This is a genomic window from Streptomyces sp. GESEQ-4 (genome assembly GCF_017948455.1).
In the GTDB taxonomy this organism is placed as follows: domain Bacteria; phylum Actinomycetota; class Actinomycetes; order Streptomycetales; family Streptomycetaceae; genus Streptomyces.
On sequence record NZ_JAFFSU010000008.1, the window covers coordinates 127,042 to 152,261 of the forward strand.

Annotated in this window: 21 protein-coding genes; 11 read left to right on the forward strand and 10 right to left on the reverse strand. The window is 70.4% G+C overall.

The features are described 5' to 3' along the window. Nucleotides 1–28: 28 nt before the first annotated feature. From KCH48_RS17775 to KCH48_RS17795, 5 genes are all read right to left on the reverse strand, one after another. Nucleotides 29–2,938 (reverse strand): glycoside hydrolase family 2 TIM barrel-domain containing protein, encoded by a 2,910-nt coding sequence (locus KCH48_RS17775; protein WP_210575230.1) that lies wholly within the window; start codon nucleotides 2,936–2,938, stop codon nucleotides 29–31. After that, on the reverse strand, nucleotides 2,935–3,774 hold the full coding sequence (locus KCH48_RS17780; RefSeq protein ID WP_210575232.1) for a carbohydrate ABC transporter permease: 840 nt from the start codon (nucleotides 3,772–3,774) through the stop codon (nucleotides 2,935–2,937). Before KCH48_RS17780 ends, KCH48_RS17775 begins: the two co-directional genes overlap by 4 nt. 12 nt (nucleotides 3,775–3,786) lie before the next feature. Then, on the reverse strand, nucleotides 3,787–4,737 hold the full coding sequence (locus tag KCH48_RS17785; protein WP_210575234.1) for a carbohydrate ABC transporter permease: 951 nt from the start codon (nucleotides 4,735–4,737) through the stop codon (nucleotides 3,787–3,789). Further along, nucleotides 4,737–6,023 (reverse strand): extracellular solute-binding protein, encoded by a 1,287-nt coding sequence (locus KCH48_RS17790; RefSeq protein ID WP_210575236.1) that lies wholly within the window; start codon nucleotides 6,021–6,023, stop codon nucleotides 4,737–4,739. Before KCH48_RS17790 ends, KCH48_RS17785 begins: the two co-directional genes overlap by 1 nt. Nucleotides 6,024–6,133: 110 nt before the next feature. Next, nucleotides 6,134–7,153 carry a carbohydrate kinase family protein gene (locus tag KCH48_RS17795; protein WP_210575238.1) on the reverse strand — a complete coding sequence of 340 codons (1,020 nt, stop codon included), beginning with the start codon at nucleotides 7,151–7,153 and terminating at the stop codon, nucleotides 6,134–6,136. 139 nt (nucleotides 7,154–7,292) lie between these two features. On the opposite strand from KCH48_RS17795, the gene KCH48_RS17800 reads away from it, so the two are divergent. The 5 genes from KCH48_RS17800 (at nucleotide 7,293) to KCH48_RS17820 (ending at nucleotide 14,956) form a co-directional block, all read left to right on the forward strand. Next, nucleotides 7,293–8,057 (forward strand): DeoR/GlpR family DNA-binding transcription regulator, encoded by a 765-nt coding sequence (locus KCH48_RS17800; RefSeq protein ID WP_210575514.1) that lies wholly within the window; start codon nucleotides 7,293–7,295, stop codon nucleotides 8,055–8,057. Then, entirely contained in the window at nucleotides 8,054–9,394 is a 1,341-nt protein-coding gene (locus KCH48_RS17805) for a 6-phospho-beta-glucosidase (RefSeq protein WP_210575239.1), read from the forward strand. Before KCH48_RS17800 ends, KCH48_RS17805 begins: the two co-directional genes overlap by 4 nt. Before the next feature lie 51 nt (nucleotides 9,395–9,445). Next, the gene (locus KCH48_RS17810) at nucleotides 9,446–12,499 is read left to right on the forward strand and encodes a glycoside hydrolase family 38 C-terminal domain-containing protein (RefSeq protein WP_210575240.1); all 3,054 of its coding nucleotides are present in this window, start codon (nucleotides 9,446–9,448) and stop codon (nucleotides 12,497–12,499) included. Between the two features lie 150 nt (nucleotides 12,500–12,649). Then, nucleotides 12,650–13,900: an alpha-L-fucosidase gene (locus KCH48_RS17815; protein ID WP_210575241.1), complete on the forward strand. Its 1,251-nt coding sequence runs from the start codon at nucleotides 12,650–12,652 to the stop codon at nucleotides 13,898–13,900. Between the two features lie 231 nt (nucleotides 13,901–14,131). Continuing rightward, complete coding sequence (locus KCH48_RS17820; RefSeq protein WP_246885501.1) at nucleotides 14,132–14,956, forward strand: sulfotransferase; 825 nt, start codon at nucleotides 14,132–14,134, stop codon at nucleotides 14,954–14,956. Nucleotides 14,957–15,056: 100 nt separating this feature from the next. On the opposite strand, the gene KCH48_RS17825 is transcribed toward KCH48_RS17820, so the two are convergent. Then, on the reverse strand, nucleotides 15,057–16,187 hold the full coding sequence (locus tag KCH48_RS17825) for an ATP-grasp domain-containing protein (protein ID WP_210575242.1): 1,131 nt from the start codon (nucleotides 16,185–16,187) through the stop codon (nucleotides 15,057–15,059). Nucleotides 16,188–16,480: 293 nt separating this feature from the next. On the opposite strand from KCH48_RS17825, the gene KCH48_RS17830 reads away from it, so the two are divergent. Both KCH48_RS17830 and KCH48_RS17835 read left to right on the forward strand, forming a co-directional pair. Beyond that, nucleotides 16,481–17,389 (forward strand): metallophosphoesterase, encoded by a 909-nt coding sequence (locus KCH48_RS17830; protein WP_210575243.1) that lies wholly within the window; start codon nucleotides 16,481–16,483, stop codon nucleotides 17,387–17,389. Next, entirely contained in the window at nucleotides 17,337–18,020 is a 684-nt protein-coding gene (locus KCH48_RS17835; RefSeq protein WP_210575244.1) for a 4'-phosphopantetheinyl transferase superfamily protein, read from the forward strand. Before KCH48_RS17830 ends, KCH48_RS17835 begins: the two co-directional genes overlap by 53 nt. Nucleotide 18,021: 1 nt before the next feature. Here the strand turns inward: KCH48_RS17835 and KCH48_RS17840 are convergent, their stop codons facing one another. The 3 genes from KCH48_RS17840 to KCH48_RS17850 form a co-directional block, all read right to left on the reverse strand. Next, the gene (locus tag KCH48_RS17840) at nucleotides 18,022–18,258 is read right to left on the reverse strand and encodes a hypothetical protein (protein ID WP_210575245.1); all 237 of its coding nucleotides are present in this window, start codon (nucleotides 18,256–18,258) and stop codon (nucleotides 18,022–18,024) included. Between the two features lie 371 nt (nucleotides 18,259–18,629). Continuing rightward, nucleotides 18,630–19,154 (reverse strand): toxin-antitoxin system, toxin component, encoded by a 525-nt coding sequence (locus tag KCH48_RS17845; protein WP_210575517.1) that lies wholly within the window; start codon nucleotides 19,152–19,154, stop codon nucleotides 18,630–18,632. Nucleotides 19,155–19,186: 32 nt separating this feature from the next. Beyond that, nucleotides 19,187–19,840 carry a helix-turn-helix transcriptional regulator gene (locus KCH48_RS17850; RefSeq protein ID WP_210575247.1) on the reverse strand — a complete coding sequence of 218 codons (654 nt, stop codon included), beginning with the start codon at nucleotides 19,838–19,840 and terminating at the stop codon, nucleotides 19,187–19,189. Between the two features lie 239 nt (nucleotides 19,841–20,079). Between KCH48_RS17850 and KCH48_RS17855 the strand changes: the two genes are divergently transcribed. Beyond that, entirely contained in the window at nucleotides 20,080–20,751 is a 672-nt protein-coding gene (locus tag KCH48_RS17855; protein WP_210575249.1) for a hypothetical protein, read from the forward strand. Between the two features lie 93 nt (nucleotides 20,752–20,844). On the opposite strand, the gene KCH48_RS17860 is transcribed toward KCH48_RS17855, so the two are convergent. Continuing rightward, nucleotides 20,845–22,257, reverse strand: a complete 1,413-nt coding sequence (locus tag KCH48_RS17860; RefSeq protein ID WP_210575250.1) for an aminopeptidase P family protein — start codon at nucleotides 22,255–22,257, stop codon at nucleotides 20,845–20,847. Between the two features lie 97 nt (nucleotides 22,258–22,354). Between KCH48_RS17860 and KCH48_RS17865 the strand changes: the two genes are divergently transcribed. Genes KCH48_RS17865 through KCH48_RS17875 form a run of 3 tightly spaced genes read left to right on the forward strand, consistent with a single transcriptional unit; the run spans nucleotide 22,355 to nucleotide 25,204 of the window. Next, complete coding sequence (locus tag KCH48_RS17865) at nucleotides 22,355–23,512, forward strand: FAD-binding oxidoreductase (RefSeq protein ID WP_210575251.1); 1,158 nt, start codon at nucleotides 22,355–22,357, stop codon at nucleotides 23,510–23,512. Further along, on the forward strand, nucleotides 23,509–23,811 hold the full coding sequence (locus tag KCH48_RS17870) for a (2Fe-2S)-binding protein (RefSeq protein ID WP_210575252.1): 303 nt from the start codon (nucleotides 23,509–23,511) through the stop codon (nucleotides 23,809–23,811). The genes KCH48_RS17865 and KCH48_RS17870 overlap by 4 nt, the downstream gene beginning before the upstream one ends. Further along, entirely contained in the window at nucleotides 23,804–25,204 is a 1,401-nt protein-coding gene (locus KCH48_RS17875; RefSeq protein ID WP_210575253.1) for an NAD(P)/FAD-dependent oxidoreductase, read from the forward strand. Before KCH48_RS17870 ends, KCH48_RS17875 begins: the two co-directional genes overlap by 8 nt. Nucleotides 25,205–25,220 lie beyond the last annotated feature (16 nt).

Below are 25,220 nucleotides of genomic sequence, written 5' to 3' on the forward strand. Positions count from 1 at the left end.
TGAAGCGGGGAAGGGAGTGAAGGCGGGGTCAGAGTGCGCGCAGGGTCCAGTTCCAGCGGTGGACACCCGGCGGGATCAGATACGAGGCAGAGGTGTCCGGGCCGCACGACGCGGTGCCCAGCCCCCGGTGTGCCGCGTCGACGTGCACCACGCACCCCGGTCGCGGGACCAGCTCGTCATGGTGGGCGGCGGCGGTGAGGTCCTCGGCGCGGTACCGGGTCACCGAGACCTGCCGGGGCTCGTCCAGCCGTACCGCGAGACCGGTGGCGTCCGGTGCCGACAGCGTGAAATGCCGTACGCCGTGCCGGCCGCCGCTCTCCTGGGGGCGCAGATAGGGGGTGAACAGCTCGTCCACGGGCACCGAGTGATGGCCGACGGGCGCGCCCGCACTGCGGTCCGGGTACGACTCCCAGGGCCCCTGCCCGAACCACTCCAGCAGGTCGAGCCCCGGCACCGTCTCGAACACCGTTCCCACCCGGGCCACGTCCTCGAAGTCCTCGGGCAACTCGGCCGACTCCTCGACCCGGACGCCGCCCTCGACGGGAGTGAAGACCTGCACATGCCGGACGACGCCGGGCGTCCCGGCGTACTCGGCGTGCACGGTCACCTTCTCGCCGTCCCGCCGCACGTTGACGACCTTGCGGACGAGCGTGTCGAGCCCCCAGGTCCGCCAGCGCAGCGCGATGCCGCCCAGCTCGTCGTTGTCGGTGGGCGCCCGCCACAGCGACAGTGTGGGGGCGGCGGTGAGGAGGGGGTGGACGAGGAGCCCTTCCCCGTCGACCTCGACGGGCGGGCCCTGGACGGTCGCGTTCCGCGGCGTGGGGGCCGCCCGCAGCCGCAGCTGGGGCGCGCACACCTCGGTGCCGCGCGGCCCCCACGGCTCGTCGTCCTTGGTGGTCACGCGCAGCGTCACCCAGGCCTCGCCGCCGTCGTCCGGCAGCTCGAAGGGGAGCGGCACGGCCGCCGTCTCGCCGGGAACCAGGTCGGGCAGCTCGGCGGGAGCGGTCAGCGTACGGCCGTCGGAGAGGGCCAGCTCCCACTGGGCGGACAGCCAGTCAAGGCCGCGGAAGCACTGGTGGTTCTCGACCACCAGGCCCTCGTGCTTGAAGCACGTCAGCCGCACCGGCGCCGCGATCTCGCGGTGCTCGTACATCACGGGCTTGGGCGTGCGGTCGGGGAAGACGATCCCGTCGGCGATGAACGCGCCGTCGTGGATCGTCTCGCCGAAGTCGCCGCCGTACGCCCAGCGATGTCCGGGCGCGGCGACACCGTTGTCGTACAGCCCGGCGCCCAAGCGCCCGGCGGGTCTGCCGTCTGTCACCCGCTGGAGAATGCCGTGGTCCCAGAACTCCCAGATGAAGCCGCCCTGAAGACCGGGCGTTGACTCGATGGCGGCCCAGTGGTCGGCGAGCGTGCCGTTGCTGTTGCCCATGGCGTGCGAGTACTCGCACTGGATCAGCGGTCGCGTCTGCTCACCGGAGAGCGCGTGCGCGACACAGTCCTCGATCGGCGCGTACATGGGGCAGGCGATGTCGGAGGCGTCGTCCGTCGCCGCCCAGTCGAGCTTGGCCGCCCCCTCGTACTGGACCGGCCGCGTCGGATCGTGCCGCCGCACCCAGCCCGCCGCCGCGTCATGGTTCGCCCCGTAGTCGGACTCGTTGCCCAGCGACCAGATGATCACCGACGGATGGTTCTTGTCCCGCAGCACCATCCGCGAGACCCGGTCCACGAAGGCGTTCAGATAGCGCGGGTCGTCGGCGATCTCATGGGCGTGGTCGTGCGCCTCGATGTCCGCCTCGTCGACGACGTAGAAACCGAGCTCGTCCGCGAGGCCGTACAGCGCCGGGTCGTTCGGGTAGTGCGCGGTGCGGATCGCGTTGAAGCCGAAGCGCTTCAGCAGGACGAGATCGGCGCGCATGTCGTCGTACGACACCGTCCGGCCCGTCAGCGGATGGAAGTCGTGCCGGTTCACGCCCCGGATGTAGATCCGCTCGCCGTTGACCAGCAGGTCCCGGCCGACGATCTCGACGTCGCGGAAGCCGATGCGTTGGTACGAGGTGTCGGTGACCGTTCCGTCGGCGCGGTGCAGCCGGACGGTCAGGCCGTACAGCTCGGGCGTCTCGGCGGTCCAGGTGCGGACATCGGGGACGGTGGCGGACAACCGGGCCTCGCCGAGGAAGTCGGAGACGCGCTCGTCCTCGGTGTTGAGGCGGTCGAACTCGGCGTCCTGCGCGAGGGGTTCGCCGTCCAGGTCACCGGTGACGTACCAGCCGTCCGGCAGCACACCCCGCACCTGGCAGTCGACGCGCAGCTCGCCGTCCGCGCGCGCCCGTACGGTCACGTCCGCGAGATACAGCGGATCCGTCGCGTAGAGCAGCACGGACCGGGTGATCCCGCCGTGCCACCACTGGTCCTGGTCCTCGATGTGCGAGGCGTCGGACCATTTGACGACCGTGAGCCGTACGGCCGCGGACGAGCCCGGGCGTACGACGTCCGTCAGATCGAACTCGGCCGCCAGATGCGAGTCCTTGGAGATCCCGACCGGCTGCCCGTCCACCTGCACCAGCAGCACGCTCTCGGCCGCCCCGACCTGGAGCACGATCCGCCGCCCGGCCCACTCGGCGGGGACGTCCACGTCACGTTCGTACACCCCCGTCGGGTTCTCGGACGGTGACGACGGGGGGAACTCGGGGAACGGCATCCGGACGTTGGTGTACTGCGGGAGGTCGTCGGTGTCCTGGAGGGTCCAGACGCCGGGGACGTACGACGCGGACCAGACGTCGCTCACCGGCGCGTCCGGCGCCGGCAGCAACTGGAAGCGCCACTCGCCGTCGAGGTTCAGCGCCCCGGCGCGGCGGTCGACGGCGTTCATGGGAAGGCGCCCCCAGGAGGTCACCTCGGGTGCCTCCCAGGGGCGGAGTGCCAGCAGGGGGTTCATCCGCGGACGGCTCCCTTGGCGAGGTCGCCGATGATCTGCTTGGCGCCGATCGCGAACACGATGAGCAGCGGGATGAGGGCGAGGAGGGCGCCGGTCATCACGATGCCGTAGTCGGTGGTGCCGTGGGTGCCGTTGAGCTGGGACAGCGCGACCTGGAGGGTCACGTTGTCCGGGTTGGTGAGGGCGATCAGGGGCCAGGCGAAGTCGTTCCACTGGCCCATGAAGGTGAAGATGCCGAGGAAGGCGAGGCCGGGGCGGACCACGGGGAGCGCCACGTGCCAGTACTGGCGCAGGAAGTTGGCGCCGTCGAGCTTGGACGCGTCGAGCAGCTCGTCGTGGATGGCCGACTTCATGTACTGGCGCATCCAGAAGATGCCGAACGCGTTGGCCGCGGCCGGCACGATCAGCGCGGTCATCGAGCCGATCCAGCCGATCTTGGCCATGAGGACGAACTGCGGGATGACCGACAGCTGCGCCGGCACCATGAAGATGACCATGAGCAGCCCGAACAGCATGTTCTTGCCGGGGAACTCGAACTTGGCGAAGACGAACGCGGCGAGGGAGTCGAAGAGCAGGACCAGGAAGGTCACCGACACCGCGACCAGCAGCGAGTTCCACATCGACCCGAAGAAGTCGACGGCGTCGAAGAGGTTGCGGACGTTCTCCAGGAAGTGTGTGCCCGGCAGCAGCTTCGGCGGGTAGGAGAAGATCTCGGACGAGCTGTGCGTCGACATGATCACGGCCCAGTAGAACGGGAAGGCCGAGAGCAGCGTGCCGATGATCAGCGGGAGGTGCAGCGCGATCCCTCTGCGGCGGGACCCCTTGATGGAAGACATGGTGGGCCCTTCCTATTCGCCCCGGCGCTGCACGAGGCGCCAGTTGATGATCGAGAAGAGCACGACGACCAGGAAGATGCCCCAGGCCACCGCGGCTCCGTACCCGAAGTCGTTGTTGTCGAAGGTCTGCTGGAAGAAGTAGAGGACCATCGTCTGGCCCGAGTGGCCCGGACCGCCCGCGAACGTCGAGTCGTTGGACGAGGTCTGGAGCAGGACCTGCGGTTCGGAGAAGCTCTGCAGTCCGGTGACCGTGGAGACGACGAGCACGAACAGCAGCGTGGGCCGCAGCAGCGGGAGTGTGATCCGGAAGAAGGTCTGGATCGGGCCGGCGCCGTCCACGCGCGCCGCCTCGTACAGCTCGCTCGGGATGGTCTGGAGTCCGGCGAGGAAGATGATGGCGTTGTAGCCGGTCCACTGCCAGGTCATCAGGGCCGCGATGGTGATCTTGATGCCCCATGGCGTGTTCAGCCAGGCCACCTGGTCGAGTCCCACCGCGTTGAAGACGGCGTTCACCATGCCGTTGTTGGTGGCGAAGATGGAGCCGAAGACGATGGCGATCGCGACGACCGAGGTGACGTTCGGCAGGAAGTACGCGACCCGGTACAGGCTCTTGAACCGGACCGCGGAGTTGAGCATCACGGCCGTGATCATCGCCAGGAAGATCATGGGGAAGGTGGCCAGCGCCCAGATGATGATCGTGTTGCCGATCGAGTTCCAGAAGTCGCTGTCGCTCAGCAGGTACTGGTACTGCGAGAGCCCGGCCCACTCCATCGTGCCGAGGCCGTCCCAGCGGTGGAAGGACAGATAGAGCGAGAAGCCGACCGGGAACAGGCCGAAGCCGAGGAAGATCAGGTAGAAGGGCGAGATCGCGGCATAGAGGTGCCAGTACTTGCGCCAGCCCTTCTTGGGCTGTGTCGGGGAGGGCTGCGCCACGACGGGCGGTGTCTGTTCGAGGACGGCCATCAGTAGCTCACCCCCAGGTGGTTCGCGATGCGACGGCACTTGCTCATGGCGTCACTCCAGGCCTTCTTGGGGTCCTTGCCGAGGACGCCGACGTTCTTGATCTCGTCCTTGAGGGGCTGCCCGAGCGCGATGTCGAACGGGCTGTTGTAGGCGACCACGATCTTCTGCGCGGCCGGCCCGAAGATGTCCGTCGTGACCTGGCCGCCGAAGAAGTCGTCCGGCTCCTGCAACTGCTTGAGACCGTACGAGGCCGGAGTGGACGGGAAGAGGCCGGCGTCGACGTAACCCTGCGCCTGGTTGGCCGCGTTGAGCATCCAGGTGATCATCTCGAAGGCCTGCTCGGGCTCCCGGCACGCCTTGGTGATCGACAGGAACGAGCCGCCGTTGTTGGAGGGCCGCACGGGCATCTGGGCGATCCGGTACTTGCCCTTGGTCTTCGGTACACCGTTCTTGAGGTCGAAGGTGGCCCAGGAGGCGCCCAGTTCGCTGGGCAGCTTGCCTTGCTCCTTGGCCGACAGCTGGTCCGGGGTGCCGCTGACGAGGTTCGAGACGATGCCGCGTCGTTTGGCCTCCACGGCGAGGGCCCAGGCGTTGCGGACGTGCTCCTGGTCGCCGATGAAGTGCTGGTCCTTGTCGACGTACCGCTTGGCCCCCTGCTGCACGACGTTGTCGAAGACGGAGTTGACGTCGGTGAGCAGGTCGGTGCCCGGGATGCGCTTCTTGAGCTGCTCGCCCGCCGCGAAGAACTTCTCCCAGGTGTTCAGCTCCTTCGACACGTCGTCGGGCTCGTACGGCAGCCCCGCCTTGCGGAACACCTCGAACTGGTAGAAGTGCGCGACCGGCCCGCAGTCGATCGGGAAGCCGACCATCGTGCCGTCGTCGGCGATGCCCTGGTCCCACTTCCAGGACAGGTACTGGCTCTTGTACTTCTCCGCGCCCAGGGTCCGCAGATCGATGAACTGGTCCGCGTTCGGCAGGTAGGCGGCCATGTCCTCGCCCTTGAGCCCCGCGATGTCGGGGATATGGGCCCGGCCGGTGATGGTGGTGATGAGCTTGGAGCGGTACTGGCCGCCGATCTGGATGGCCTGGAGGTCGACCGAGCGGTCGTAACGCGCCTTGGCGCCCTCCACGACCTTGTCGCTCAGGCCGCCGCTCCAGTACCACAGCACCATGTTCCGGCCGGTCGACCCGGTCGGTACGGCACAGCCGGTCGCCAGGCCGCCGAGTGCCGTGGCGGCCGTACCGGCCAGCCCCGCGCGCAGCAGGCCTCTTCGTGAGAGCCGCACAGCTCCCACCGCCTTTCGGATGTTCACGGATCTTCGAGGATCTTCGTGTGCCAGGGGGATCAGGGGAGATCAGGGAGATCAGTGGGGGGAGATCAGAGAGATCAGAGACATCAGTGGGGGGAGTTCGGGGGAGTCAGCGGTGCGTACCGGACCGGCGGTCCCGGCTCCCGCGGCATCCGGTCGGCCAGGAAGCCGTACGAGCGCCGCAGGTCGGGGTCGTCGAGGGACTGCCACCACTGGTGGATGCCGTACCAGCCGGGGGCGGCCAGCGCTCCGGTGCGGTGCCGTACCGAGAGGCCGGACGCGAGCACCGCGAACTTCAGCCGCTCCGCCAGCGGCCAGCCGCCGAGCGAGGCGGCGACGAAGCTCGCGCCGAACACGTCGCCGGCGCCCGTCGCGTCCAGGACATCGATGTCGAGGGCGGGAACCTCCGCGTACTCGCCCGTCGTCTGGTCGGCGGCGATCGCGCCGTCGCCGCCGCGGGTGACCACGGCGACCGGCACCAGTTCGGTGAGCGTGCCGAGCGCCGCGACCGCGCTGTCGGTGCGGGTGTAGGCCATCGCCTCGGTCTCGTTGGGGAGGAAGGCGTGGCACAGGGCGAGCTGGTCGAGGAGGTCGGTGGACCACTGCTGGGTGGGGTCCCAGCCGACGTCGGCATAGATCTGCGTGCCGTTCGCGGCGGCCTTCCCGAGCCAGGCGCGGGGTTCCGCCTCGATGTGCACCAGGGCGGTACGCGCCTCGGGCGGGTCGCCCATCAGCGTGTCCTGCGAGTACGGCGGTTCCTGGCCGTGGGTGACCAGGGCCCGGTCGTGGCCGTGCGCGATGGAGACGGTGACCGGGGTGGGCCAGCCGTCCGCGGTGCGGGAGAGCGAGAGGTCGACGCCCTCCTGGTCGGCGAGGACGTCACGGCAGTGCTCGCCGTAGAAGTCGTCGCCGAAGACCGTGGCCAGGGAGGTGTTCAGGCCGAACCGGGCCGCGGCCACCGCGAGGTTCGCGATGCCGCCCGGGCCGCAGCCCATGCCGGACGTCCAGATCTCCTCGCCCGGCGTCGGCGGCTTCCCGAGCCCGGTGAGGACGAGGTCGTAGAAGAGCAGCCCGGTCAGCAGCACATCGGGCCTGTCGTCGTCCACGCGCACATCCCTTCGTGGGGAGCTCGTCAAAACTCGTCATTTTCGATGACCGGAATCGTGCGCTGCTCGGCGACATTGGTCAATACCTCAGCAGAACTGAGCATGGAAATGATTGAAGATGACGAGTAGTGTTCGCGACGTGCTGGCAGAACGACGACACCAACTCATCCTGCGGGCCCTGCGCTCCGGAGGCCCCGCGGCCGTGACCGATCTCTCCGAGGAGCTGGGTGTGAGCCCCGCCACGATCCGGCGTGACCTGGTGAAACTCGAGGAGGACGGCCTGCTCACCCGGGTGCACGGCGGCGCCGTCGCGGAGGAGGGCGACCAGCCCTTCGCCGAGGTCGCCGAGGTGCGCGTGTCCGAGAAGGACGCGATAGCCGAGCACGCGGCGGCGATGATCAAAGACGGTCAGTCGGTGCTGCTCGACATCGGCACCACCGCCTACCGCCTGGCCCGCCGGCTGCACGGCCGCCGGCTCACCGTGATCACCAGCAATCTGGTGGTCTACGAGGAGCTCGCCGACGACGAGGGCATCGAGCTGGTCCTGCTCGGCGGCATGGTCCGCCGCGACTACCGCTCCCTGGTCGGCTTCCTCACCGAGGACAATCTGCGCCAGCTGCACGCCGACTGGCTCTTCCTCGGCACCAGTGGAGTGCGCCCGGGCGGGCAGGTGATGGACACGACGGTCGTCGAGGTGCCGGTCAAGCGCGCCATGATCAAGGCCGGCGACCGGGTCGTGCTGCTCGCCGACTCGGCGAAGTTCCCGGGCACGGGCATGGCGAAGGTATGCGGTCCAGAGGACCTGGACATGGTGGTGACGAACGCTCCCGTGGACACGGCGACGCGGTCCTCCCTGGAGGAGGCGGGCGTCGACGTGTTCGTGGCAGGAAAGGTGCGACCTTGAAGCTGACGATTCTGGGCGGCGGCGGATTCCGCGTGCCGCTCGTGTACGGGGCGCTCCTCGGAGACCGCGCCGAGGGCCGGGTGACCCAGGTCGTGCTGCACGACCTGGACGCCGGACGGCTGAACGCGGTGACCCGCGTGCTCGCCGAGCAGGCCGCCGAGGTCCCCGACGCGCCCGAGGTGAGCGCCACCACCGACCTCGACGAGGCGCTGCGCGGCGCCGACTTCGTGTTCTCCGCGATCCGCGTCGGCGGCCTGGAAGGACGCGCGAACGACGAGCGGGTGGCCCTGGCGCAGGGCGTCCTCGGCCAGGAGACGGTCGGCGCGGGCGGCATCGCCTACGGCCTGCGCACGGTGCCCGTCGCCGTCGACATCGCCCAGCGCGTGGCCCGCCTCGCGCCGGACGCCTGGGTCATCAACTTCACCAACCCCGCCGGCCTGGTCACCGAGGCCATGTCCCGCCACCTCGGCAACCGCGTCATCGGCATCTGCGACTCGCCGGTCGGCCTCGGCCGCCGTATCGCCCGTGTGCTCGGCGTGAAGAACACGGCCGAGGCATGGATCGACTACGTCGGCCTCAACCACCTCGGCTGGGTCCGCGGCCTGCGCGTGGCCGGCCGCGACGAGTTGCCGCGGCTGCTCGCCGACCCCGGCCTGCTCGGCTCCTTCGAGGAGGGCAAGCTCTTCGGCCCCGACTGGCTGCAGTCGCTCGGCGCCATCCCGAACGAATACCTGCACTACTACTACTTCAACCGGGAAGCCGTCCGCGCCTACCAGGAGGCCCACCAGACCCGCGGCGCCTTCCTCCGCGACCAGCAGGCCCGCTTCTACGAGGAGATGCGCGACCCCAGCGCGGCGGCCCTGCTCGCCTGGGACCGCACCCGCGCCGAGCGCGAGGCGACGTACATGGCGGAGAACCGGGAGACGGCCGGCGCCGGCGAGCGCGACGCCGACGACCTCTCCGGCGGCTACGAGAAGGTCGCCCTCGCCCTGATGCGGGCCATCGCCCGCGACGAACGCACCACCCTGATCCTCAACGTGCGCAACGAGCACACGCTCTCCATCCTTGACAACGATGCCGTCATCGAGGTTCCGTGCCTCGTCGACGCCAACGGCGCCCACCCGGTCGCCGTCGACCCGCTGCCCGACCACGCCACCGGGCTCGTCTGCTCGGTGAAGGCGGTCGAGCGCGAGGTCCTCGCCGCTGCCGAGTCCGGGTCCCGTGCGACCGCGGTGAAGGCCTTCGCCCTGCACCCGCTCGTCGACTCCGTGAACGTGGCCCGCAGACTGATCGACGGCTACACCCAGGTCCACCCCGGTCTCACGTATCTTGCGTAAGCGCTTTCCCGGCAGGCTCTTCATCTCCCCGTACGCTCCCTGGAGACTCTGATGCACGACGAACGCCAACGGATCGAAGAGCGCGTCCAGCGCCTTCACGACCAGCGGATCAAGGCCGCGATCTACGCGGCCACGGTGCCGTTCGAGGTCGAGGCCTGGCAGGCGCCGGGCGAGCCGGTCTCCTTCGAAGAGGCGGCGGCCGCTCCCTACGCTCCCTTCGCGATGGACACCCCGTGGGGCCCGCCATGGGGCACGACCTGGTTCCGGATGAGCGGACAGATCCCCGCCGAGTGGGCCGGCAAGCGCATCGAGGCGGTCATCGACCTCGGCTTCATCGGCGACTGGCCCGGCAACCAGGCCGAGGCGCTGGTCCACCGCACCGACGGCACCCCGCTGAAGGCGGTCAACCCGCTCAACCAGTACGTGCCGATCGCCAACCCGGCGACCGGCGGTGAGCAGATCGACTACCTCGTCGAGGCGGCCTCCAACCCGGACATCCTCGCCGACAACTTCTCCAAGACCACGCCCATGGGCGACGTCCTCACCGCCGGCGACAAGCCCCTCTACACCTTCCAGCGCGCCGACCTCGCCGTCCTCGACGAGGAGGTCTTCCACCTCGACCTGGACGTGCAGGTACTGCGCGAGCTGATGCTGGAGCTGGGCGAGCACGACCCGCGCCGGCACGAGATCGCGCATGCCCTGGACCGGGCGATGGACCTGCTCGACCTCGACGACGTCTCCGGCTCGGCCGCTGAGGTGCGTGAGGCGCTCAAGCCGGTGCTGTCGAAGCCCGCGAACGCGAGCGCGCACACCGTCTCCGGCGTCGGCCACGCGCACATCGACTCCGCCTGGCTGTGGCCGATCCGCGAGACCAAGCGCAAGACGTCCCGCACCTTCTCGAACGTCACCTCGCTCGCCGACGAGTACGAGGACTTCATCTTCGCCTGCTCGCAGGCCCAGCAGTACGAGTGGGTGCGCGACAACTACCCGCAGGTGTGGGCCCGCATCCAGGAGTCGGTGAAGAAGGGCCAGTGGGCCCCCGTCGGCGGCATGTGGGTGGAGGCCGACGGCAACCTGCCCGGCGGCGAGGCGGTCGCCCGGCAGTTCATCCACGGCAAGCGGTTCTTCATCGAGCACTTCGGCGTCGAGACCAAGGGCGTGTGGCTGCCGGACTCCTTCGGCTACACCGCGGCCTACCCGCAGCTCGCCAAGCTGGCCGGCAACGAGTGGTTCCTCACCCAGAAGATCTCCTGGAACCAGACCAACAAGTTCCCCCACCACACCTTCTGGTGGGAGGGCATCGACGGCACCCGCATCTTCACGCACTTCCCGCCCGTCGACACCTACAACGCCCGCTTCAGCGGCGAGGAGATGTCCCGCGCGGTCCGCAACTACCAGGAGAAGGGCGGCGCCACCCGCTCGCTGGCCCCCTTCGGCTGGGGCGACGGCGGTGGCGGCCCCACTCGCGAGATCATGGAACGGGCGCGCAGGCTGGCCGACCTGGAGGGCTCCCCGAAGGTCGTCGTCGAGCACCCGGACGACTTCTTCGCCAAGGCCCGCGAGGAGTACCCCGACGCCCCGGTCTGGGTCGGCGAGCTCTACCTCGAACTGCACCGCGCCACCTACACCTCGCAGGCCCGCACCAAGCAGGGCAACCGCCGCTCCGAACACAAGCTCCGCGAGGCCGAGTTGTGGGCGACGACGGCGGCACTGCACGCGCCGGGCTACACCTACCCGTACGAGAAGCTGGACCGCCTGTGGAAGACGGTGCTGCTGCACCAGTTCCACGACATCCTGCCGGGCTCGTCGATCGCCTGGGTGCACCGGGAGGCCGAGGCCGAATACGCCCGTGTGGCCGAGGAGTTGGAGGCCCTGACGCGGGAGGCGGTGAGCGCCCTCGGCGGTGGCGGACCCCGGGTGTTCAACACCAGTCCGTACGAGCGTTCCGAGGTACTCCGCACGGCCGACCGGCCGGTCTACGTGCAGGTACCGGCAGGCGGCAGCGCACCGCTCACCGCCGCCGAGCCCCCGCACCCGGTGACGGTCGAGAACCGCACCCTCGACAACGGCCTCGTACGCGTGACGGTGGCGGACGACGGAACCCTGTCGTCCGTCTACGACCTGCGGGCGAAGCGCGAAGTCCTCGCCGACGCGGGCAACCTGCTCCGCCTCCACACCGACCTTCCCAACTACTGGGACGCCTGGGACGTCGACAAGCACTACAAGAACCGCTACAAGGACCTCCTGGACGCCTCGGAGATCACCGTCGCCGCCCAGGACCCGCTGCTCGGCGCGATCCGGGTCGTGCGGTCCTTCGGCAACGGCTCGACCATCACCCAGACCATCACCCTCCGCGCCGGCAGCCCCCGTATCGACTTCGAGACGGACATCGACTGGCACGAGGCCGAGAAGTTCCTCAAGGCGGGCTTCCCGGTGGACATCCGGGCCCCGCACGCCTCCGCCGAGATCGCGTACGGCCACATCCAGCGCCCCACGCACACCAACACCAGCTGGGAGGCGGCCCGCTTCGAGGTGTCCGGCCACCGCTGGGTGCACCTCGGCGAACCCGGCTACGGCGTCGCCGTCATCAACGACTCGACGTACGGCCACGACGTCTCCCGCACGGTCCGCGAGGACGGCGGTACGACGACCACGGTCCGCCTCAGCCTGGTCCGCGCCCCGCGCATCCCGGACCCGGAAGCCGACCAGGGCCGCCACCGCTTCACCTACGCGCTGCTCCCCGGCGCGACCATCGAGGACGCCGTCGCCGAGGGCTATGCCCTCAATCTCCCGCTGCGTGTGGCGGATGCGGCGGGCGCGGCGGGCGCCGCCGAGCCGGTCGTCTCCGTCGACGGGGAGGGCGTCACCGTCGAGGCGGTCAAGCTCGCGGACGACCGGTCCGGCGATGTCGTCGTACGGCTCTACGAGTCCCGTGGCGGACGCGCGCGTGGTGTCCTGCGGACTGGCTTCCCGTTGGCCGGAGCGACGGTGACCGATCTCCTGGAGCGGCCGCTTCCGGATGAGCATGTCGAGGTCGCCGACGGCGGGGTCATGATCGAGCTGCGGCCGTTCCAGGTGCTGACGTTGCGTCTCGCTCGCGCGTAGCGCTCCGCTCAGAGGGCCGGTTGTTCACTGCGGGCCGGTGGGGGCTGGTCGCGCAGTTCCCCGCGCCCCTTAGGTGGGTGCGGGACCGCCCGTGATCAGCTGCCCCACCTCAGTGACCCAAGGCCCAAGTAACTGTCGAGGAGTTCAGCCGTGCCCATGCAGCCGTGGTTCACCGACGCCAAGCTAGGCATCTTCATCCACTGGGGGATCTACGCGGTCGACGGCGTCCAGGAGTCCTGGTCGTTCTACGACGACATCGTCCCGTACGACACGTACATGTCGCAGTTCGAGCGCTTCACCGCCTCCCGGTACGAGCCGCGGGAGTGGGCGAAGCTGTTCGCGCGCGCCGGTGCCAAGTACGCCGTTCTGACCACCCGCCATCACGACGGCGTCGCCCTCTGGGACACCGCGTACGGCGAGCTGAACGTGGGCCGGGACCTGATATCCGGATACGCCGACGCCCTGCGCGAGCAGGGCCTCAAGGTCGGTTTCTACTACTCGCACTCCGACTGGAGCCACCCCGACTACGCCTCCACGCGCAAGCCGGGCCGGCCGCCGGAGCTGGAGGACAACCGGTACTCGGAGGTCGCGGCCGAGGATGAGGACCTGGACGCCTGGGAACGCTTTCTCGCCTACCGGGACGGTCAGATCCGCGAACTCACCGCGCGCTACAAGCCGGACCTGATGTGGTTCGACGGGGAGTGGGACCGCAGCGAGGAGCAGTGGCGCATCCCCGAGCTGGCCGCGCTGATCCGCTCCGAGGTCCCGGACGTCGTCTTCAACGCCCGCATGCTCAGCGAGGGCGACTACGCGACCCCCGAGCAGGGCGCCCCGGTCGTCCCGCCCGAGGGCCCCTGGGAGCTGTGCCTGACGATCAACGACTCCTGGGGTCACCAGCACCACGACCACAACCACAAGTCGGTCGACCAGCTGATCCGCTACTTCGCCGAGACGATCGGCGGTGGCGGCAATCTGCTCCTCAGCGTCGGCCCGAGGGAGGACGGCACGATCCCGCAAGAGCAGACCGAACGCCTCGAAGGGCTCGGCGACTGGATCGCCCGGCACGCGGCGGCGGTGTACGGCACCGAACGGGGGCTGCCCGCGGGTCACCACTACGGCCCGAGCACCCTCTCCAAGGACCGCCGCACGCTGTACCTGATCCTGTTCGACGCCCCGCGCGCGGAGATCAACGTACGCGGTCTGCTCGGCTCCGTGCGCCGGGTCACCGTGCTCGGCAGCGGCACCGAGCTGGCCCACCGGATCACCGGAGGCCTGCACGAGACGCCGGGCGTGCTGTGGATCGCACCGCCCGCCGCGGCAGACCTCGACCCGCACGCCACGGTCCTCGCCGTCGAGCTGGACGGCGAACTGGAGCTGTACCGGGGGGCCGGGCGTTTCTGATCCTGGACATGTCGTCCCAGGAACTCCCATCAAGAATTAAGAAAGCGGTAAAGCGCCTGGTCACGGCCCAATTCCGGGATTCCGTGACCATGGCGCTTTGCTTCTTGGACACTTGGAGTTTGCCAACTGCCCGTGAGATGCCAAGGTAAGGCGCAAGAGAAAGGTGTCGCGGTGGGAGACTCGCGTAAGTCAGCGATCGGCAAGGGGCTGAGGCGCCGGGGGAGGCTGATGATGCAGGCGGTGAGCCCGCCGCGTCGCACCCTGGACGCCATTCCGTCGCCCCGGCCCGCCGCGAAGCTGAAGGAGTCGACGTACGTCGCTCCGATCGCCCCGCGCCTGGTGGAGGCGCCGGTCTTCGTGCTGTCCTCGGTGCGCTCGGGCTCGACCCTGCTCCGGGTGCTGCTGAACAGCCACAGCCGGATCCGCGCCCCGCACGAGATGCATCTGCGCACCGTCCACGTCGAGCTGACCCGCAGCTTCACCGCGGACGCCATGAAGGCGCTGGAACTCGACAAGGCCGAGCTGGAGCACCTTCTCTGGGACCGGGTGCTGCACCTGGAGTTGACCCGCAGTGGCAAGGACATCATCGTCGACAAGACGCCACCCAACACCCTCATCTGGCCCCGCCTGGACCGATGTTGGCCCAGCGCCCGCTACATCCTGCTGCTGCGCCACCCCGGCGCGATCGTCGCGTCCCTGACCGACCGCCGCCGGGACCCCGACCACGAGGCCATCCGCGCCGAGGTGCTCAATTACTCGGAGAAGCTCGAAGAAGCCCGGCAGAAGCTCGGGAACGCGCACATCGTCACGTACGAGGAACTCACCGCCGAACCGGAGAAGGCCACCCGCGCCCTGTGCGACTACCTCGGCGTCGACTGGGAGAGCGGCATGCTCGACTACGGCAACAAGGACCACGGCACCTTCCGCCCCCAGCTCGGCGACTGGAGCAGCACCATCAAGTCGGGCCGCATCCAGCCCGCCCGCACCGCCGACCCGACCGCCGAACTCCCGCCCCGCCTGAGGGAGATCGCGAAGGCGTGGGGTTACGAGGTCTAGGGACCAGGCGTCAACTAATCCATGCCGGCGAGGGAGACCTACCTAAGGGGCGCGGGGAACTGCGCGACCAGCCACAGACAACCCGCACCCGGCAGACAACCTAGAGCGGCAGTACCTGCGCCGCCGACTCCCTCGGCTCAAGCGCCGCAGGCGAAGGCACAGGCGTCCTCGACAGCGGCGGCACAGCCTCCCGCTGCTGAGGCAACGACACCGCGCGCAACGGCCGCGGCCCGGAGACCACCGTGTAGTCCTGACCGAGGAACGGCGGAACAACCTCACCCGGATCCTCGCCGAGCGCCAACTGCACAGCTGCCCAAGGGGCGTTGACCCCGCAGAGCGACAGCTGATGCAGCCCGCCCGCCGGACGCGTGTTGACATCCATCAGCACCGGCGTGTCCCCGAACATCCGGAACTGGATGTTGGACAGGTAGTGCAGCCCGAACCCCTCCGCGATCGCCCGCGCCGGCGCCAGATACTGCTCGTGCAGAGTGAACCCACGTCGCCGGCCGTTCTTCGTGCGGCCCACCGCCAGCCGGATCCGGTTGTCGGGCCCGGTGAGGCAGTCCACCGACACCTCAGGCTGCTCGAGACGCGGCATGACCAGCCAGTCCACCGGCTCCTCGGACTGCCCCACCGCCTGCACGACCAGGTCGAGAGGGACGTACGAACTCGGGAAGCCGTTGAGGTGCATCATCGAGAACGGCGTGCGGGTGATGTTGCGGAAGCCCACCCCGCCCGCGCCGGACGCCGGCTTGAAGCACGCCTTGTGGCCGCCCGCCTCCAACTCCTCGACGGCGGCGACGAGTTCGTCCGCCGACCGCACCCGCCACCACGGCGGCACCGGCACGCCGATCGCCTCGACCGCCTCGTACGCGATGACCTTGTCGTGGAAGACGGCCACGGCCTCGGGCGGCGGCGCGAGCACCGCCGTACCGACCGCCTCGAAGTCGGCGCGGTGCGCCACGATCGCCGACTGCTGCATACGCGGCACGAAAACGTCGATGCCGCGGCGGACGCACTGGTCGAGGGCGTACTCGACATACGCGGCCGGGGACAGGCCCTCCGGCTCGAAGTCGGCGGTGTCAGCGGCGGCCAGCACGGGGGAGTCGGCATCGCCGTGCGTGGCATGGATCTCGACGGCCCGGTCGCTGGGATTTCGTCGCAGCTGATCCATGAAGAACACGTTCTCCGCGTACGTGCGGTTGAGCCAGACGCGTACGCGAGAGACCATGCAGGCCGCCTTTCATGGTTCGCGGGCACGGCGGAGCAGGCCGTGCCCGGCCAGATCGAATCGAGGGAACACCAAACTGTCCCTGGTGAAGGGGAGTCCGTGGTGTGGTGTTGGGGCGATCATACGGTGTCGCGAGGGTGCGGCGTGCAACGTGCGTGTTACGGAATTTTGGATGTTGCCTGTCGGGGCGATGTTCTCCTGATAACCCGTGCGGCCCGCCGCCGGGATCCGCCTTGTCCGGGGGCTGCGGATGTGCTGTCGTGGAGCCCTTCGTGCGCGGAAGGGGCGAACACGTGACGTCGACGGCCGGTGGTGCCGGACAGCTGCTCGCCATCAGCGATCTGCACATCGGCTACCCGGAGAACCGCGCCCTCGTCGAGAAGATGCACCCCGAGACGGACGACGACTGGCTCCTGGTGGCCGGCGACGTCTCCGAGACCGTCTCCGACGTCCGCTGGGCCCTGAAGACCCTCGCCGGGCGCTTCCGCAAGGTCGTCTGGGCCCCCGGCAACCACGAACTGTGGACCCACCCGAAGGACCCCGTCACCCTGCGCGGCGTCGCCCGCTACGAGCACCTCGTCGAGGAGTGCCGGGAACTCGGCGTGCTCACACCCGAGGACCCGTACCCCATCTGGGACGGCCCCGGCGGCCCGGTAGTCGTGGCCCCGCTGTTCCTGCTCTACGACTACTCGTTCCTCCCGGCGGGCTGCGCCACCAAGGACGAGGGACTGGCGTACGCACACGGAACCGGGATCGTCTGCAACGACGAGTATCTGCTGCACCCCGACCCCTACCCGAGCCGCGACGCCTGGTGCCGGGCCCGGGTCGCGGCCACCGAGCGCAGGCTCGCCGAGCTGCCCGGCGACCTGCCGACGGTGCTGGTCAACCACTACCCGCTGGACCGGCACCCGACGGACGTCCTGTGGTACCCCGAGTTCGCGATGTGGTGCGGCACCGGGCTGACGGCCGACTGGCACCGCAGATTCCGGGTCGAAACCATGGTCTATGGTCATCTGCACATTCCGCGGACGACCTGGCACGACGGTGTCCGCTTCGAAGAGGTGTCCGTCGGATACCCGCGAGAATGGAGCAAGCGCTCCCAGGAGCCGGGGGCACTGCGCCGCATACTGCCCAGGGAGGTAGGGCCAGGTGATCGAGGAGCTGCTGCCCGCCTCGGTGGTGGTCGTGGAGACGTACGGTAGCGACGAGCCGGCGCCCCTGTACCCGGAGGAAGAGGCGGTCGTGGCGCGGGCGGTCGACAAACGCCGCCGTGAGTTCGCCACCGTACGGGCCTGTGCCCGCCGCGCCATGGAGAAGCTCGGCGTGCCGCCGCAGGCCGTGCTGCCCGGTGAGCGCGGCGCACCGGGCTGGCCGGCCGGCCTGGTCGGCAGCATGACCCACTGCGAGGGCTACCACGCCGCCGCCCTGGTCCGCGCCACCGACCTCGCCTCGGTCGGCATCGACGCCGAACCCCATGGCCCGCTCCCGGAGGGTGTCCTGGCCGCCGTGTCCCTGCCCACGGAGGTGCCGCGGCTCAGCGGCCTGGCCGCGCTCCACCCGGACATCCACTGGGACCGGCTGCTGTTCAGCGCCAAGGAGTCCGTGTACAAGGCGTGGTTCCCCCTTACCCGGCAGTGGCTCGACTTCACCGAGGCCGACATCGAGATCTCCGCGCACCCCGGCGACCGGCTCGGCGGCACCTTCCGCGCCGAACTCCTGGTCCCCGGACCGTTGATCGACGGCCGGCGGCTCCGTCACTTCGAGGGCCGCTGGACCGTCCGGCGCGGCCTGGTGGCGACGGCCGTCTCCGTACCCCACCAGGCCGGGGCGTAGGTCAGGTCTCCGGGCACCAGCTCTGCAACAGCCGGAAGAACTCCTCCTCGTTGCCCGCGAGACCCGCCTGAGCCAGCGCCTGCTCCGCCTCGGCCAGCACGGACGGCGGAACGGCGGGTGGCAGGCCACCGCCCGGCGGGCCGGCAGCGGTGTCGAAGGCCGCACGCACGGTGTGCAGCAGCCGCAGATAGGCCTGTACGGCGGTGCGCTCACGGTCGGTCATCAGGGCGGTCTGCATCGGTCGGCTCTCCCCACGTCGGCGTCGGTCGGGCGCGCCTGAGCACTCGAACGGCACGCACCTCCAAGTCTGCCGCCCACCACTGACAATGCTGGATGGCTCGGTCGCCTTCGGGGGCGCTTACTGCCGGTGTCGAGAGACCGACCGTGCTCGGCGCTGCGCGCCTCCGCGCGCTCGGCGCTGCGCGCCTCCGCGCGCTCGGTCTCTCGACACCGGCGCGCCCCCTGCGGCTCCCTCGCGGCCGGCGCGTCGGACCAGTGGGGGTTGGTGGGCCCTCACCCGGCACTCACCCCGCAACCACCCGGCACCTCACCCCGCACCCGCCCCGCACTCACCGCCGGCCCCGGAGGTGACCGAGCCATCCAGCCCGCTCACAACCCCAAATACCCCAACGACGCCTCGATCCGCCCAGCCAACCGATCCCGCTGCACCGGCCCCCGAGACGACGAACCGGCAAGCCACGTGCGGCACTTGCTGGCCAGGAGGAGGCCGAAGCTCTCGGCGTCCTGCTCCTCGGCTTCGTCGAAGCGGGTGCGGGCGGCGATCCGGCGGACGGTGTCCTCGAGGTCGGCCTCGTCGCTGAGCAGCCGGGCGGCGACGGCGGCGCCCTCGACGTGGTGGCTGCAGTGCCCGGCCTTCATGTGCCACAGCTCGTGGCCGAGGATGACCAACTGGTGGTCGGGGGCGGTGCGTTCCTCGACGACCACGACGTCCTGGTCGTTCATGTCGAGCCACAGCCCGCTGGCGGTGCCGGGCGGGAAGGCGGCCGTACGGAAGTGGACAGGACGGCCGCGGCGTCTGCTCATGGCGTCGCACAGGGCGCCGTACAGGTCCTCGGGCCGCGCCGGTGCGGGGAGCGTGAGCTCCGCGACCAACTCGCCGCACAGGCGGCGCATTTCCCTGTCGATGCCCACTGCTCTCCCCCGGCTCAGGACTCGGGCCGCTTGACGCTCTCCAGGAGCATGTCCAGCCATTCGGCGACCTTGTCGCGGTGCTGGTCGGTGGGCAGCTGCGCGGCCCGCCAGGCGATTCCGCGGACGCCGTGGTCCTGCAGCAGCCGCTCCAGCGGGTCGTCGGCGGCGGCCGCCGCCTCCCGCTCACGGTCGGCGAGCTTCTGCAGCAGCTCCTGCTCGGTGCGCTGAAGGGCACCCGCGAGCGCTTCGGGGTCCTCGGCCGTCAGGAATCCGGCATGCACCCGGAAGAAGCGCTGAATGGCGTCGCAGTGCTCCATGGTCGGACGCCGGTCGCCGTTGATGAGAGCGCCCGCCTGCTGCCGCGACATGCCCGCGCCGTCGGCGATCTCCTGCTGGGTGTACTTGCGCCCGTTCGGCTTGAGCCGGGTGCGGCGCAGCAGGTCCAGGCGTTGCAGAAACCGCGCCTGCACATCGGGCTCGCCCGCCGGCCGACCGCTCAGCAGGGCCTTGACCACGGGCTCGGGAACACCGGAGGCGACGGACAGACGGCCGGTGGCGAAGACGTCCGCGTGCGCCACGCCCAGCCGGTCGGCGAGTGCGGTGACCCGGGCGACGACCGCCGGCAGAGCCGCCATCGCGGCGCCGGGACCCTCGAAGCCATCCGTCACCGACAGATCTCCCACGTCTCTCACAGGCCTTCTCACCGGCATTCTCACCACACACGGTTGGCGTGAACTTCCCGGAGAGTAGCCGGTGGTTCGAACTCACATCCAGGTGTCGCCACAACTGTGGCCAATTTCAGCCGTCAACCGGCATGAAATGCCACGATAGTTGACACACCTCGCGTCGGGGCACGAGGATCAAGGCGCCGCGTGAAGGCCGCATAGGCAAGAGGGGTGACCTCCCGATGGCATATCAGGCAGGTGGGCAGCGGCCGGCGCCGCGGCCCGTCCCCGAGAGTCTTGAGGCCCAGGCGTATCTCCATGACTACGCCGCCCTCCTGGAGGCCGTCACCTTCCCGTCCGTCGTGCTCGATCACCGGTGGGACGTGGTCCTGAGCAACACCGCTTTCGAGACACTTTTCCGCGGCATCGGCCCGCACCCCACGGCCATGCCGTACGACAACTTCCTGCGCTTCGTCCTGTTCCACCCGGACGCGAGCACGGTCCTCGGGGACCACGAGTCGAGCTGGTGCCTGCCCATGCTGGCCCTCTTCGCCGCCGCCGTCGAGCGGCACGGCCATGACCACGGGCTGCAGTCGATCCGCCGGGACATCGCCCAGGACCCCATCATGGAGGCCGCCTACCGGCACGGCCTGCCGCACTGGATCCGCGCGGTCGGCGAGCAGGCCCTCGCCCAGGACGGCGCGGTCCGCCCGCTGCTGCACCCGGACCCGCGCTGGGGCGCCACGGACTGCCGGGTCGTCGACGAAACCCCCCGGACGCTGCACGAGATGGGCTACTCGCGGATGACGCTGATCCTCCGCCCCGCCCGCCGCGCCGCCCCCACCGGCCGCAGGCCCGCACGAGCCCGCCGCACGGCGAGCCACCTCACGGTGGTCTCCGCCCCCGACGCCTGACCGGGCACCGCCGGCGTTCAGGTCGCCGACGGCGCTCTGGTCAGGACGGGGCGTGTCGCCCCCCTTCCGGTTTCCTCCCTGCCGGTTCCGGGGTCAGCCTGCGAACTCCCGCATCCACGCCTCGACTTCGTCGGCGGAGCGGGGCAGCCCCGCCGACAGGTTCTCGTTCCCGTCCGCCGTCACCAGCACATCGTCCTCGATCCGGACGCCGATACCGCGCCACTCCTCGGGGACGGTCAGGTCGTCGGGCTGGAAGTACAGGCCGGGCTCGACGGTCAGGCACATACCGGCCTCCAGCACGCCGTCGATGTAGTCCTCGTTGCGGGCCTGCGCACAGTCGTGCACGTCGAGACCGAGCATGTGACCGGTGCCCGCCATGGTGAAGCGGCGCTGGAGATCCAGCTCGTACACGCGCTCGGCCGGCCCCTCCAGGAAGCCCCACTCCACCAGCCGGGCGGCCAGCGACCGCTGGGCGGCCTCATGGAAGTCGCGGAAGTGCGCACCGGGTTTGACCGCGGCCATGCCCGCCTCCTGGGCCTCGTACACCGCGTCGTAGATCTCGCGCTGCAGCGGCGTGAAGGTGCCGCTGATCGGGAGCGTGCGCGTGACGTCGGCGGTGTAGAGCGTGTGGGTCTCCACGCCCGCGTCCAGCAGGAGGAGTTCGCCGGGGCGGACCGGGCCGTCGTTGTCCTGCCAGTGCATGATCGTGGCGTGCTCGCCGGCCGCGCAGATCGAGCCGTAGCCGACGGTGTTGCCCTCGACGCGGGCCCGGCGGAAGAAGGTGCCCTCGATCCACCGCTCCGACGTGGCGATCGCCTGCGACAACTCCCGTACGACATCGGTGAATCCGCGGACCGTCGCATCCACTGCGCGGCGCAGTTCGCCGATTTCCCACTCGTCCTTGATCAGCCGCAGCCCGGAGACGGCCTCCTCGAACGCGTCGTCCCGCTCCTCGTCGGTGGCGAGCACCTCCTCCAGGGACGGGTCGATGCCGCGGACGATGCGGGTGGGGGTGTCGGTCGACTTCGCGAGGTCCTCGGCGATCGTGCGGATGTCCCGGCACTCCATGCCGAGCACCTGCTCCGACTCGGCGAGCGTACGGCGGCGGCCCATCCACAGCTCGGCGGTGTAGCCCGTCCAGAACTCGTCGCTGTCCCGGCTGTCGCGGGGGAGCTGGTAGCAGTGCGCGTCGTGGCCGCCGTCCGGGCGGGGTTCCAGGACCAGGGCGCCGTCGCGGGCCTGATCGCCGGTCAGGTGCACATAGCCGGTGTACGGGCGGAACGGGTAATGGGCGTCGTTCGAGCGGATCTTGAGGCCCCCGGAGGGGACGACCAGCCGCTCGCCCGGGAAAAGCGCCGACAGCGTGGCGCGGCGGCGGGCCGCGTACGGGGCCTGCTCGGTCGGTTGCAGATCCGTGCGTTCGGTGTCGGCCCAGCCCGTCCGCATCAGGGCGGACAACTCGTCGGAGATTCCTCGGTAGAGATAGTTCTTACGGCCGTTGGCCATGTCGGGGGCACCTCTTCCGTGTGTGACCTCGTGGGATGTCGTGTGACGTCGCCTGAACGTCGTTCCCAGCTGGAGCGGTATGTGACATAGTACTGATGTGAGCAAGCGATTGACCTGCGATGTCGTGGTCATCGGGGCCGGCATGGTGGGCGCCGTGTGCGCCCTGTACGCCGCCCGCGCGGGCCTCGGCGTCACCGTCGTCGACCGGGGCCCGGTGGCCGGCGGCACGACCGGCGCAGGCGAGGGCAACATCCTCGTCTCCGACAAGGAGCCCGGCCCCGAACTGGACCTCGCGCTCCTCTCCGGCCGCCTCTGGGCCGAACTCGCGGCGGAGTTCGGGAAGTCCGTGGAGTACGAGGCCAAGGGCGGCGTCGTGGTGGCCACGTCCCCCGGTGGACTCATCGCCCTGGAGCGCTTCGCCGCCGGCCAGCGCGCCGCCGGAGTCACCGCCCGACTCGTCGCACCCGACACCCTCTACGCCCTCGAACCCCATCTCGCCCCCGGTCTTCCCGGCGCCGTCCACTACCCCCAGGACGCCCAGGTCATGCCCGCCCTGGCCGCCGCCCACCTCCTCAAGGCCTCCGGCGCCCGCCTGCTCACCGGTCGGACCGTGACGGACATCCTGCGCACACCGGACGGGGCGGTCCGTGGCGTCCGCACCGACGGAGGTGACCTGCACGCCCCGGCGGTCGTCAACGCGGCGGGCACCTGGGGCGCCGACCTCGCCGCCCTCGCGGGCGTGCGCCTGCCCGTCCTCCCGCGCCGAGGCTTCGTCCTCGTCACCGAACCGCTCCCGCGCATGGTCCACCACAAGGTGTACGCCGCCGACTACGTGGCCGACGTCGCCAGCGACTCGGCGGCCCTGCAGACCTCGCCGGTCGTGGAGGGCACGGCCGCCGGGCCGGTCCTGATCGGCGCGAGCCGTGAACGCGTCGGCTTCGACCGGGCCTTCTCCCTGCCGGCCGTACGGGCGCTCGCGGCGGGTGCGACGCGGCTGTTCCCGTTCCTGGAGGGGGTCCACGCGATGCGCGCCTACCTAGGCTTCCGGCCGTACATGCCCGACCACCTGCCCGCCATCGGCCCCGATCCACGGGTGCCGGGCCTCCATCACGCCTGCGGTCACGAGGGCGCGGGCATCGGGCTCGCGACCGGCACGGGGCAACTGATCGCGCAGGTGCTGACCGACAAGGCCCCCGACCTGGACCTGGCGCCGTTCCGGCCCGACCGCTTCGCCTCGCCCGAGGAGGCCGCGTGAGAACCCCGTTCGACCTGGCCGAGGCCCGCCCCGGTCCCGCCTTCACCGTCACGCTGGACGGCCGCGAGATCCAGGCCCTCCCCGGCCAGACCGTCGCCGCCGCGCTCTGGTCGGCCGGCGTCACCTCCTGGCGCACCACCCGTGTCGAAGGCCGGCCGCGCGGGATCTTCTGCGGCATCGGCGTCTGCTTCGACTGCCTGGTCACCGTCAACGACCGCCCGAACCAACGCGCTTGCCTCGTGCCGGTGCACCAGGGCGATGCGATCCGTACGCAGGAGGGGACAGGGCACGATGACTGAACGGCCGCATCTCGCCGCGATCGGCGCGGGCCCGGCGGGCCTCGCCGCCACCATGGCCGCCGCGTCGAGCGGTGTCCGCGTCACCCTGATCGACTCGGCACCGCAGGCGGGCGGGCAGTTCTACCGTCAGCCCGCCGCCGAACTCCGCGCCCGCCGCCCGCAGGCCCTGCACCATCAGTGGGGGACGTGGGAGCGGCTGCGGGATGCGCTGGCCGAAGGCATGGAGGCGGGACAGGTCACGCACTTGACGGACCATCATGTCTGGCTCGTGGAAGGGCAGTCGGGCCACTTCACGGTGCACGCACTGCTCGGACCCGAACAGGAGGAAGCCGCCGCCGTCGTGCACGCCGACGCCGTCCTCCTCGCCACCGGCGGCTACGAGAAGGTCCTGCCCTTCCCCGGCTGGACCCTCCCCGGTGTCATCACCGCGGGCGGCGCCCAGGCCATGCTCAAGGGCACCCTCGCCGTCTCCGGGCACACCGCCGTGGTCGCCGGGACCGGGCCGCTGCTGCTTCCGGTGGCGACGGGACTCGCCGCGGCCGGGGTGAAGGTGGCAGCGCTCGTCGAGTCCGCGCAACCCATGGATTTCGTACGACGGACCCGGGCGCTCGCGGCTCAGCCGGGCAAGGTGGGTGAAGGCGCCCGGTACGCCGCCCAGTTGCTCCGGCACCGGGTGCGCACCCTCGTGCACCACACCGTGGTCGAGGCACACGGCACCGAACGCCTGGAGGCGGTGACCGTCGCCGCGCTCGACCGGGCCGGACGCGTCCGGCGCGGCACCGAGCGGCGGATCCCCTGCGACACCCTCGCCGTAGGGCACGGGATGCTGCCGCACACCGACCTCGCCGAGACCCTCGGCTGCCGCCTCGACGGACCGAACGTCCACGTCGACGCCGAGCAACGCACCGATGTCCCCGGCGTCTGGGCCGCGGGCGAGACGACCGGCATCGGCGGCGCGGCCCTCGCCCTCGCCGAGGGGCACATCGCGGGATACTCGGCCGCCGCGCGGCTGAACGGTGCTGAGCCCGACCCGCGCGCGTGGGCCGCGGCAGCGAAGTCCCGTAGCAGCTTGCGGGAGTTCTTCGCGGCGCTCGACACCGTGTACGCGCCGCCCGCGCACTGGGCCGAGCAGGTCACCGACGACACCGTGGTCTGCCGCTGCGAGGAGGTGACCGGCGGCGCGATCCGCGAGGCCGTCACCGACCTCGGTGCCGGTGATCTGCGGACCGTGAAGCTGCTGACGCGGGCCGGGATGGGCTGGTGCCAGGGGCGGGTGTGCGGGCCTGCGGTCGCGGGGCTGGCCGGGTGCGCTCAGGCACCGGGCCGCAGGCCGTTCGCTCGGCCGGTGCCGTTGGGGGTGCTGGCCCGGGCAGGGGAGCCCGAAGCCGAGTGATGCCACCAGTGATCTT

Bases quoted from the DNA above. Each gene is read 5' to 3' on its own strand.
- KCH48_RS17775 (WP_210575230.1), bottom strand. From the start codon at position 2,938: ATGAACCCCCTGCTGGCACTCCGCCCCTGGGAGGCACCCGAGGTGACC.
- KCH48_RS17780 (WP_210575232.1), bottom strand. From the start codon at position 3,774: ATGTCTTCCATCAAGGGGTCCCGCCGCAGAGGGATCGCGCTGCACCTC.
- KCH48_RS17785 (WP_210575234.1), bottom strand. From the start codon at position 4,737: ATGGCCGTCCTCGAACAGACACCGCCCGTCGTGGCGCAGCCCTCCCCG.
- KCH48_RS17810 (WP_210575240.1), top strand. From the start codon at position 9,446: ATGCACGACGAACGCCAACGGATCGAAGAGCGCGTCCAGCGCCTTCAC.
- KCH48_RS17820 (WP_246885501.1), top strand. From the start codon at position 14,132: ATGCAGGCGGTGAGCCCGCCGCGTCGCACCCTGGACGCCATTCCGTCG.
- KCH48_RS17825 (WP_210575242.1), bottom strand. From the start codon at position 16,187: ATGGTCTCTCGCGTACGCGTCTGGCTCAACCGCACGTACGCGGAGAAC.
- KCH48_RS17840 (WP_210575245.1), bottom strand. From the start codon at position 18,258: ATGCAGACCGCCCTGATGACCGACCGTGAGCGCACCGCCGTACAGGCC.
- KCH48_RS17845 (WP_210575517.1), bottom strand. From the start codon at position 19,154: ATGCGCCGCCTGTGCGGCGAGTTGGTCGCGGAGCTCACGCTCCCCGCA.
- KCH48_RS17855 (WP_210575249.1), top strand. From the start codon at position 20,080: ATGGCATATCAGGCAGGTGGGCAGCGGCCGGCGCCGCGGCCCGTCCCC.
- KCH48_RS17860 (WP_210575250.1), bottom strand. From the start codon at position 22,257: ATGGCCAACGGCCGTAAGAACTATCTCTACCGAGGAATCTCCGACGAG.
- KCH48_RS17875 (WP_210575253.1), top strand. From the start codon at position 23,804: ATGACTGAACGGCCGCATCTCGCCGCGATCGGCGCGGGCCCGGCGGGC.